This window comes from Leisingera sp. F5, from assembly GCF_001593695.1.
On record NZ_LUKH01001134.1, the window covers coordinates 1 to 1243 of the forward strand.

Below are 1243 nucleotides of genomic sequence, written 5' to 3' on the forward strand. Positions count from 1 at the left end.
GAGAGTGACGCCGCGTTTCCATGACGGCACGTCCCGGCAGACAGGGTCATGCTGCGGGCGCATAATGGCGGCAACGCAGGAGTGAGGAGAAAGACAATGACTGATATCGTGATCCTGGACGGCGCCCGCACCGCCATTGGCACTTTTGGCGGCGCTTTGGCGGGCGCTGCTCCCATCGATCTGGCGACCACTGTGTCCAAGGCTGCGCTGCAGCGCTCGGGAGTGGAGGGCGGCCAGATCGGTCATGTGGTATTCGGCCATATCATCAACACCGAGCCGCGCGACATGTACCTGAGCCGGGTTGCAGCGATGCAGGCAGGGGTGCCTGATGCGGTGCCCGCGATGAACGTGAACCGGCTTTGCGGTTCCGGCGTGCAGGCAATTATTTCAGCCTTTCAGTCACTTGCCTTGGGCGATGCGGAGTTCGCACTGGCCGGCGGTGCCGAAAACATGTCGCGCAGCCCCTATATCCTCCAGCAAAGCCGTTGGGGGGCAAAGATGGGCGATGTAAAGTCGCTGGACATGATGCTGGGGGCATTGAACTGCCCGTTCGGCACGGGCCATATGGGGGTTACAGCCGAGAACGTCGCCGATGAGCACGGAATAACGCGCGCCCAGATGGATGAATTTGCCGTCACCAGCCAGAGCCGCGCGGCGGCAGCAATCGAGGCCGGGCATTTCAAATCGCAGATCGCGCCGGTTGAGGTGAAGGTCAAGCGCGACATGGTACCGTTCGAGGTGGACGAGCACCCCAAAGCCACCACCCTGGAGGTGCTGGGCGGGCTGAAGGCGGTGTTCCAGAAAGATGGCCGGGTTACCGCCGGCAATGCCAGCGGGATCAACGATGGTGCGGCGGCGGTGGTGCTGGCCACAGCCTCCGCCGCAGAAAAGGCGGGTCTGAAACCCAAGGCACGGGTCCTGGGCTATGCCCATGCCGGTGTGCGTCCCGAGGTGATGGGGATCGGCCCGGTTCCTGCGGTGCGTAACCTGTTCGAAAAGACCGGCCTGTCGGCGGGCGATTTCGACGTCATTGAATCGAACGAGGCTTTTGCCTCGCAGGCGCTGGCGGTGAATAAGGAGCTGGGGCTGGACCCTGCCCGGGTGAACCCAAACGGCGGAGCGATTGCCCTGGGCCATCCGGTGGGTGCAACCGGTGCTATCATCACCTTGAAAACGCTTTATGAATTGGAGCGGACCGGCGGATCGAAAGGTCTGATCACGATGTGCATCGGCGGTGGTCAGG

Annotated in this window: 1 protein-coding gene; it reads left to right on the forward strand. The window is 62.8% G+C overall.

Features of this window, described 5'->3' with window-relative positions; translation table 11 throughout:
* Positions 1-96: 96 nt before the first annotated feature.
* On the forward strand, positions 97-1243 hold a 1147-nt coding region (locus tag A2I95_RS39530), incomplete at its 3' end, for an acetyl-CoA C-acyltransferase family protein (protein ID WP_291737816.1).